The organism is Moorena sp. SIO3I6, from assembly GCF_010672095.1.
This window is the reverse complement of record NZ_JAAHHU010000231.1, coordinates 1-7,939: the sequence shown is the minus strand read 5'-3', so window position 1 is coordinate 7,939 and position 7,939 is coordinate 1. Positions and strand designations below refer to the sequence as shown.

Genomic DNA, 7,939 nt, shown 5'->3' with positions numbered 1-7,939 from the left:
TCCGCAAAGTTATGCTCTGCCTGCAAGGTGGAAGTTAGCCTTGAGCACGCCAATGAGCTACTTGATGCAGTAGAGAATATCCACAAGATTTTCTGGGCAACCAAGAATCGCGATATCGTCTGGTATAAGGCTAGCTAAACCTCAGAATGTAGAATGTAGAATTAAGAATGTAGAATTTAGAATGCAGAATGTAGAAAGCAGAATCTAGAAGGCAGAAGGCAGAAGGCAGAAGGCAGAAGGCAGAATGTAGAATTCTTAATTCTTAATTCTTAATTCTTAATTCTTAATTCTTAATTCTTAATTCTTAGTTCTTAGTTCTTAGTTCTTAATTCTACATTCTTAATTCAAATGCTTTTTACCAAAAACAGTATTCCTGAGCTAGCACTGTTGATATTGCGAAAACGGTTGCGCTTCAGAGTTACAGGAGGATCCATGATTCCCCTGCTCCAACCAGGAGAGGAGCTCTTAATTGATCCGAGAGCTTATCGGCACATGCCGCCCAAGGTTGGTGACATTGTTGTGGCTAGACACCCTTACCGAAAGCAGTTGCGATTGGTGAAACGGGTAACTGTGGTGCTGGAAGATGGACGTTGTTTCCTAGAAGGAGACAACCCAATAGAAAGTACCGATAGCCGCTCTTTTGGTTTAGTGGATTCTCAACAAATTATTGGTAAAGTAACCAGTCGTTTTTTTTAATCGTTTTTTTTGACTTTCCAAAGCTATCCCTTGGAATGCCTTTTTGGTTTTACCCATGCCACTCGCCCAAGAATTAGTAAGCCAATCGCTGAAGCAGAACCGACGAACAGATGAAGCGCCTGCTGTCCGGTAACAATCAGGGCAATACCAAAACCAACAGTGATCACATTTGAGAATAATGGGAATAGAAAAACTCGCCAGTCCCTCATAACTACGTACCAGTTATAGACAAAAATTATCGAAGGAACTAATTGCACCAACTGCATTAATTCTTTGCCCTCTTGAACACCATAAAGTAGGGGAACAGCAACCGTGCTGGCAACTAAGATGAAATCCAGAAAGCGGGATTTTTTTAGTCCCAGGGCAATCAAGCACATGCCAGCAGTAATGAAGGTATAGAATAACCGATTGAGATCAGAAACTTGGCTGACATAAACCCAGTCATCGCCGATGTGCTCAGCAATTTCGTAGGAGTTAGCGATCGCAAAACAAGCATAGCCACAGTAGATCAGTGGTAGCGATCGCACCTTGACTACAGAAGTATAGAATTGACTCCAATAAGAAAAAATCCAGATGTTAACCGCAGCAACCAGATAGACCGATAGATGGGCGGCAATTATTGCCAATTTCAATAGCGTGGGCATTGATTAGAGTAGTGTGATATCGTCTCTAGGAGCATAACTATCATAGTAAGAATTCAGCTATCAGCCGTCAGCAGTCAGCTAATGCGCTATGCCCACGCTACTGGAGGTGTTTATGGGAAGGAAGTCCTAGCGCTTGTGTTGTCTTCCACACAGCTACCTTACACCCAGTCACCCTTTTTACCGTTATCCTACTTAATTTCCTGACTTCACAAATTGCAGTTCATACAGATAAGCATACCTTCCCCCTTGAGCAATTAATTCGGTATGGGTTCCAGTTTCCACAATCTCACCTTTTTCCAGAACTACAATTAAATCAACATCAGCAATAGTGGAAAGTCGATGAGCAATCACTAAGCTAGTGCGTCCTTTAAAAAGCTGTTTAATAGACTCTTGAATCAGTTGTTCTGATTCAGAATCTAGAGCCGAGGTGGCTTCATCTAAAATAACAATTTGGGGATTTTTGAGCAAAACTCGGGCGATCGCAATCCGTTGTCGCTGTCCTCCTGATAGTTTCACACCCTGCTCACCAATAATGGATTGATAACCATCAGGGAAACCCATAATAAAATCATGGGCATTGGCAGCTTTTGCTGCTGCTTCAATTTCGAGATCTGTGGCATCTAGCTTACCGTAAGCTATGTTCTCTCTTACTGTGCCGTAGAGCAGTAACGTTTCTTGGGGCACGATGCCAATATGCGTTCGCGTAGCGTCGGCTTCGCCGAATCGCAAGGAGCTTAAAGTAATATCTTGTAGATCATGTCCATCAAGTAATACTCGTCCCTTTTGGGGATCGTAAAACCGAGCGGCTATTTTAGCAACAGTGCTTTTTCCCGAACCAGAAGAACCCACTAACGCCACTGACATCCCCGGTTGAATGTCTAAATTGAAGTTTCTGATCACTGACTGATTGTTGTGATAAGCAAACTCCATCCCTTCAAATTTGAGATTGCCCTGTATCGAGGTCAAGTTAATCGCATTTTCCTTCTCTTTAACCTCTACTTTGGTATCTAAAATCTGAAAAATTCTTTTGGCTGATACTCCTGAAATTTGGATAATATTGACTAATCCATTAAACCGATTAATCGGTTTATTTAAAAGGGTGACATAGGTTAACAGGGCTGCTAATTCCCCAATAGTCAGATGGCTAACCATCACTCCCCAAGCACCGAAAACTAATGTCAGTAAATTTCCCAGTTCATTCAGGGTATTAATAATCGGTACGAATATAGACCAAAACCGAGTTGCCTTAAGATTCTCTTCCCGATAGTTACGACTAAATTCGCTAAATCGGTCAATTTCATACTGCTCGTTACCAAAAGACTTGATAATTTTGATATTCGAGATAGTATCTTGTAAGTGATTACTAATTAAGTCAGCTTTATCGTTAACCGATTGATAGATTTTTTGTAGTCTTTTCTGAGAAAATTGTAAAATATAAATGATGAAAGGCCAGGTAATGGCAATCATGATTGCCAGCAGCCAGTTACTGACAAGGATATAGATGAAAACGACAATAAACGCAAAACTATCGATTAATATAGCAATTAAATTAGCAGATAGTAATTGCCCGACTATATCCACATCTCTTGCCAACCGTGACATTAATTCGCCCGTGCGTTGGCCTTCAAAAAAACTAATGGATAGACCTTGAATATGTTGATATAAATCTAGGCGAATGCTCTCAATAGTTTTTTGTCCGAATACTTTGCTTGCATATAGTTGAAAAAATAGCAAAGCACCGGCTGCTAAAGTCATAGATAGGATAATTACTCCTACCCAAGGCAGCATATTAAATTGTTTTTCGGGAATCACTACATCTATAACATAGCGATTAACCTGGGGAATAAAGAAGTTGATAAATGAAGCACAGATAGTTAAGACTATAGCGAATAAAAAGGGTGCTTTATGCTGCCAACCATAGTCAAATAGACGCCGGTATAAATGCGTCTCTAGTTCTTCCGGTACTTTCTCTATTTCATTATCTGTCTTATTATCTGTATCTGTATCTTGAACATTATCTAGCTTTTCTTCTGATTTTTCTAGATTATTATCTAATTTTTCTTGTAACTTTTCGGCTTCATCATTAGTAACTTGAGGGATTTGATCAGCTTTCATTTTGACCCATGGGTGAGGAGAATTTCAGCAATAGCTTGAGAAATGGGGAAGTGGGGGGAAAACGTCTCCAACCAGAAAAATTCCCCAACCGGGTTAACTTCCAGGAATACATACCGACCATCAGGGGTAAGAATAATATCAATGGCTCCATAGTTTAAACCAAAATAAGCCATCAGTTTAAGCAACTTTTTTTCAACCTCTTCGGGGAAATCATAGGCTTTCCAAGATTTAACTAACGCTCGGCCTTCCTTGCGCCAGTCGAAAGTAGAGCCTTCTAAGCTCTGGGAATCCACGGCAGCAGTAAATATACGGTGTCCCACGATCGTGGTTCGTAATTCTAGAGCCTTGGGCACTTTTTCCTGAAAGGTCATCGGACAGAAACGGAGTCCTTCCACATGCTCTAAATCCTCGGCTGTGACTGGGTTCGTGAAAACAACCTGCTCTTGCCCTTGCTCCCCATAGATAGCAAAGGAAGATAGCATTTTGGTAACGATACCCTGGTCTTGACATTCAGAGGCAAATTGCTTCACTGCCTCTGGATTGTTGGTACTCAGGGTACGGGGCGTAATCAAGCCCACCTCTCGTGCCACTTGGAGCTGTAGTTGCTTATTGTTAGCCACATCAACATTAGACATTTTGTCGAAGTGGAATGCCTTGATGCTGGCAATCATACCCCTAACCGTGACGCGACATTCCTGAATTGCAGCGTTTCGATACTGCTGATCCATACGCGAACAACCTGACAACCTTGGCCAAAAGGCCACGCTACGCGAACAACCTGACAACCTTGGCCAAAAGGCCACGCTACGCGAACAACCTGACAACCTTGGCCAAAAGGCCACGCTACGCGAACAACTATTCCACAAAGCTCTTTAATTCATTCCATTATTAAGCAACGCCTTTAGGGAACAGGGAACAGAGAAAAAATCCTGTGTACCTGATTAGACTATAAACCGCTATAATAATTAAAAGTGTTGTGTCAATTATTGTGTACTTGGGATACCAAGCTGACTAACACAAACTGTATGGAAAACTCTGTTTTATCCAGTTCCACTCTCGAATTAGGTGGGTTTCACTTAGTCTGATTTTACGCCCCTTTAATTCAGGGCGACGGACATAGAATACCGCGTCGGTTATTGCTCTAATTGTCTCCCCGTAATCCTCAATTTCATAACCATAGTCTCCCTCATCAGCATAGCACCGAGGTAATTCCATCCAGACCATCCTGTATTTCCAAACCTCTTTAATAGCCAACCACTCTTTTTTGTACTGTGTTTGGTGGGACTTGATATTCCTATTTGACATTTCTGGATTAACCTGCCAAAAATAAAAGTTAGTAAACCGGTCTAGTACAGACTCGGGAACACACGCAAGTGCTTGACTATGGAAAACAAGCGAGGCGGAAATAATTGATAAGCCTAGAGATTGAAATTTGAGCATTGTCCGAAATCGTTACACTTCTTTCTTTAGTCTTCCTTTCCTATAGGGTGTCTTCAGTACCTTTTGTGCATTAGTTCCAGTTAAAAAACTCGGAAAGCTTACTACACAAGGGATTCAGTCTGCCAAAGGAGGTTTCACCCACTCGCGCTTTGCATCAAGACAGGAAAATTATGGTATTCAACTAACAAAATTTAGGGAAGACAGAACAGGAAACTTCAGATCATGAAATAGTGCGATGCTCCTTGGCCTTGGCCTATTGGCCACGCTACGCGAATGGGCCACGCTACGCGAATGGAGCCGCTACGCGAACGCATTTTCCCCCTGCTGTTTTTAGTCACTCAAAAACTGTTGCACTGACACACTACTTGCGATCCGGCCTAAGTCTGAAACAAATCTAAGCCTGACTTAAAATAGTTTTAACCAACTCAATAGCAGCATCTGGACTTGTTGCCAGAAATACATTCTCCTGGGACAGACTACAGAAAAACTCTTGACTCTCTCGATGGTCACTCAACAAAACTACTTTTTTCCAACTTTTGAGAGCCAGAGCAATTTCCGAGGCTGTTCCTATGCCCATACCACAGGCAATCACCACATCACTAGAGAGTACATTAATCGTATTGCGAGCATTGCCCATATCCGTAACGATGGCAATATCCACGGCTTCAGACATGGCCCTAGTGTCCTTGGTGGGTAAGATACCAATCGTTAAGCCACCAACCATTTTGGCTCCCCGACTGGCCGCATCCATCACTCCCACATTTCTGCCACCGGTCAGCAGTACCCAGCCATTCTCAGCAATCAGTTGACCGAGACGATACGCACGATTAATGTCAGTAGCAGTGGCCTTGTCTCCAGGCCCCATTACCCCAACCACTATTTTTCTCATGGCTTATTTAACTCTCAGAGACTGTTAATAAAGTAACTCTTAAGATAGCTATCAGCGTGTCGCGTATCAGCTTACGGCGGTTTGCATAACTATCAAGTACACAGGATTTTCTCCTTCTTTCCTCTTCCGTTCGCGTAGCGTGGCCCACGGCCTCAGTCCCTGCTCCCTGCTCCGAAGCTCCCTGCTCCGAAGCTCCCTGCTCCCTAAAAACCCATAAATTTGTACCTAATTGAAGTGCAAACCGCTGTATGTGCTACAAATGGTGCTGCTTGAGGTGCTTTTCAATAAAATAAGCACCTCAAGCAGCATGAGCCTTAGGCTGACGGCTGACGGCTGACGGCTGAATGCTATAGTATGAAGCGTCTGTAAACCTTGTGTAAAACTTAGGTAAAGGTGTGCTTAATTGTCAATTAAATCACACAGACAATTGGAGTTATCTGCTAATAATTTTGTTTGCCAATAATTTCCTTAACAAAACTGAGTTATCAATAACTGATTAACCCATTTTTTAATAAAAATTAGCTATAATTCCTAGCGATATCTAATTTGTAGATTGAGAGGATAGCGTTTCCTAGTAAGGGTCAGATATAGTCAATTTTATTACCCCTCCCCATCTCCCCATCTCCCCATCTCCCCACACCTCCCACACCTCCCACACTTTCCTCTCTTTCCTCTCTTTCCCGACTCCCGACTCCCTACTCCCTACTCCCTACTCACTACTCCCTACTCCCAGATCAGCTGTTCTCTGTTGCCTTTGGAAATGTTCCATCGACTCAAACGATACTTTCTGATTAGTTCGCCATCCCCCAAACATCATCTGTTGCCCTCAATGGCAGAAGATACCCTGATCACTCCCCATCGACTCCATTATCCTCATTGGCATGGGACTAATGGTGATCTGCCCCCTGTTGCTTTAGTTAACTGGTTATCGACATCAGAAGCATCTAGAGAACAAAACAATAATCAAAATAATAATCAGCATTCGCGTAGCGGCTCTTTTGGAGCATCGCAACTAGGAACTATCCCCCTAGCAGGAGAACATAAAACAGCCGACTCATGTATTAATCACGGGGATTACCTGTGGGCAAAAGGTCAACTAAATGAAGCAGTGACCCAGTATCACAAAGCTATTGAACTAGACCCTAAATCGAGTTTGGGTTACCAACGTCTAGGAGCAACTTTAAAGCAACAAGGTCAATTTGAACAAGCCAGTGCCTATTATCGCAAAGCGATTGAATTGGCTGGACTAGAAACCGTCAAGTTAGATCGGTCACAATCAAGAGAACAATCTATAGATCAATGTGTTCCTAGCTCTGGTGAGGGCGATTGTAAACAATATCAGTCAGGAGGTCTTTTGGAAGCAGTCACGGTGTATCTACAACAGGCGCAGACTTACTTGAACCAAAGACAATGGCAACAGGCGATCGCTGCCTGTGAGCGAGCCATTAAAATTGCCCCAGATACGGCTCAGGCTTACAAGATTTGGGGAAATGCGCTACAGTTCATGGGTCAGACTGCTGAAGCTATGGGTCACTATGGCCAAGCTTTGGAAATTGAGCCGGATTTTGCGGAAGTTTATGCTAATCTCGGTAGCTTGTGTGCTGGTAAGCAGGATTGGGAAGATGCGATCGCATATTATCAAAAGGCGATTAACCTAAAACCCGATTTGACTGGGGCTTATCGCAACTTAGCTAAAGTATGGACTGAGGTGGGAAACCAACAGGAAGTGCTTAAATGCTGTTATCATCAGCTGATGCTAGAGTTGGATAAATCTAAACCAGAGGACTACCTTAATCTAGGCAATCAGTTATTTAAGGAAGGTCTGGTAACAGAAGCGATCGCTTGTTACCGCCAGGTAATTGAGCGGAATCCCCAGTCGGTGGTAGCTTACCAAAACCTGGCAGAAGCATTGAATCGCCAGGGGAAATGGCAAGAGGCCAATGCTTGCTATCGTAAATTACTGCAATTTTATCGAACCGGTTCTCAGTTACCAGCTTCTCAGTTAACAGCTTCTGAGTTACCAGCTGATCAGATAAATGGTCAGTTAACTAGTCAGATCAATGGTCACACCCACAATCAAGCTAACGCCTCTGATGCCCTGAAACAGGCTATTGTTCCTGAATTGGTAGACAACCAGAAGCAGCAGCAGGTGTCA

At 42.9% G+C, this 7,939-nt stretch carries 10 protein-coding genes; 5 read left to right on the top strand and 5 right to left on the bottom strand.

All coding sequences use genetic code 11. The annotated features are described in order from the left end of the window. Positions 1 to 138 (top strand): superoxide dismutase [Ni] (locus F6K49_RS32240; protein ID WP_293103196.1); only part of this gene is annotated, 138 nt, incomplete at its 5' end. Between the two features lie 210 nt (positions 139 to 348). Next, positions 349 to 696: a nickel-type superoxide dismutase maturation protease gene (gene sodX / locus F6K49_RS32235; protein WP_293103193.1), complete on the top strand. Its 348-nt coding sequence runs from the start codon at positions 349 to 351 to the stop codon at positions 694 to 696. A gap of 23 nt (positions 697 to 719) precedes the next feature. On the opposite strand, the gene F6K49_RS32230 is transcribed toward sodX, so the two are convergent. The 3 genes from F6K49_RS32230 to F6K49_RS32220 all read right to left on the bottom strand — a co-directional run bounded on the left by F6K49_RS32230 (position 720) and on the right by F6K49_RS32220 (position 4,126). After that, entirely contained in the window at positions 720 to 1,340 is a 621-nt protein-coding gene (locus F6K49_RS32230; protein ID WP_293103190.1) for a hypothetical protein, read from the bottom strand. Between the two features lie 192 nt (positions 1,341 to 1,532). After that, complete coding sequence (locus tag F6K49_RS32225; protein ID WP_293103187.1) at positions 1,533 to 3,455, bottom strand: ABC transporter ATP-binding protein; 1,923 nt, start codon at positions 3,453 to 3,455, stop codon at positions 1,533 to 1,535. Continuing rightward, entirely contained in the window at positions 3,452 to 4,126 is a 675-nt protein-coding gene (locus F6K49_RS32220; protein WP_293103184.1) for a hypothetical protein, read from the bottom strand. The genes F6K49_RS32225 and F6K49_RS32220 overlap by 4 nt, the downstream gene beginning before the upstream one ends. Before the next feature lie 29 nt (positions 4,127 to 4,155). Between F6K49_RS32220 and F6K49_RS32215 the strand changes: the two genes are divergently transcribed. Beyond that, positions 4,156 to 4,347, top strand: coding sequence for a hypothetical protein (locus tag F6K49_RS32215; protein ID WP_293103181.1), 192 nt, complete (start codon positions 4,156 to 4,158; stop codon positions 4,345 to 4,347). A gap of 119 nt (positions 4,348 to 4,466) precedes the next feature. Here the strand turns inward: F6K49_RS32215 and F6K49_RS32210 are convergent, their stop codons facing one another. Next, complete coding sequence (locus F6K49_RS32210) at positions 4,467 to 4,895, bottom strand: hypothetical protein (protein ID WP_293103178.1); 429 nt, start codon at positions 4,893 to 4,895, stop codon at positions 4,467 to 4,469. 230 nt (positions 4,896 to 5,125) lie between these two features. On the opposite strand from F6K49_RS32210, the gene F6K49_RS32205 reads away from it, so the two are divergent. Then, positions 5,126 to 5,293, top strand: a complete 168-nt coding sequence (locus F6K49_RS32205) for a hypothetical protein (RefSeq protein ID WP_293020520.1) — start codon at positions 5,126 to 5,128, stop codon at positions 5,291 to 5,293. Here the strand turns inward: F6K49_RS32205 and F6K49_RS32200 are convergent. Further along, entirely contained in the window at positions 5,290 to 5,784 is a 495-nt protein-coding gene (locus F6K49_RS32200; protein ID WP_075903022.1) for a TIGR00725 family protein, read from the bottom strand. The two genes, F6K49_RS32205 and F6K49_RS32200, sit on opposite strands and share 4 nt — an antisense overlap. A 760-nt stretch (positions 5,785 to 6,544) precedes the next feature. Between F6K49_RS32200 and F6K49_RS32195 the strand changes: the two genes are divergently transcribed. Then, on the top strand, positions 6,545 to 7,939 hold a 1,395-nt coding region (locus tag F6K49_RS32195), incomplete at its 3' end, for a tetratricopeptide repeat protein (RefSeq protein ID WP_293103175.1).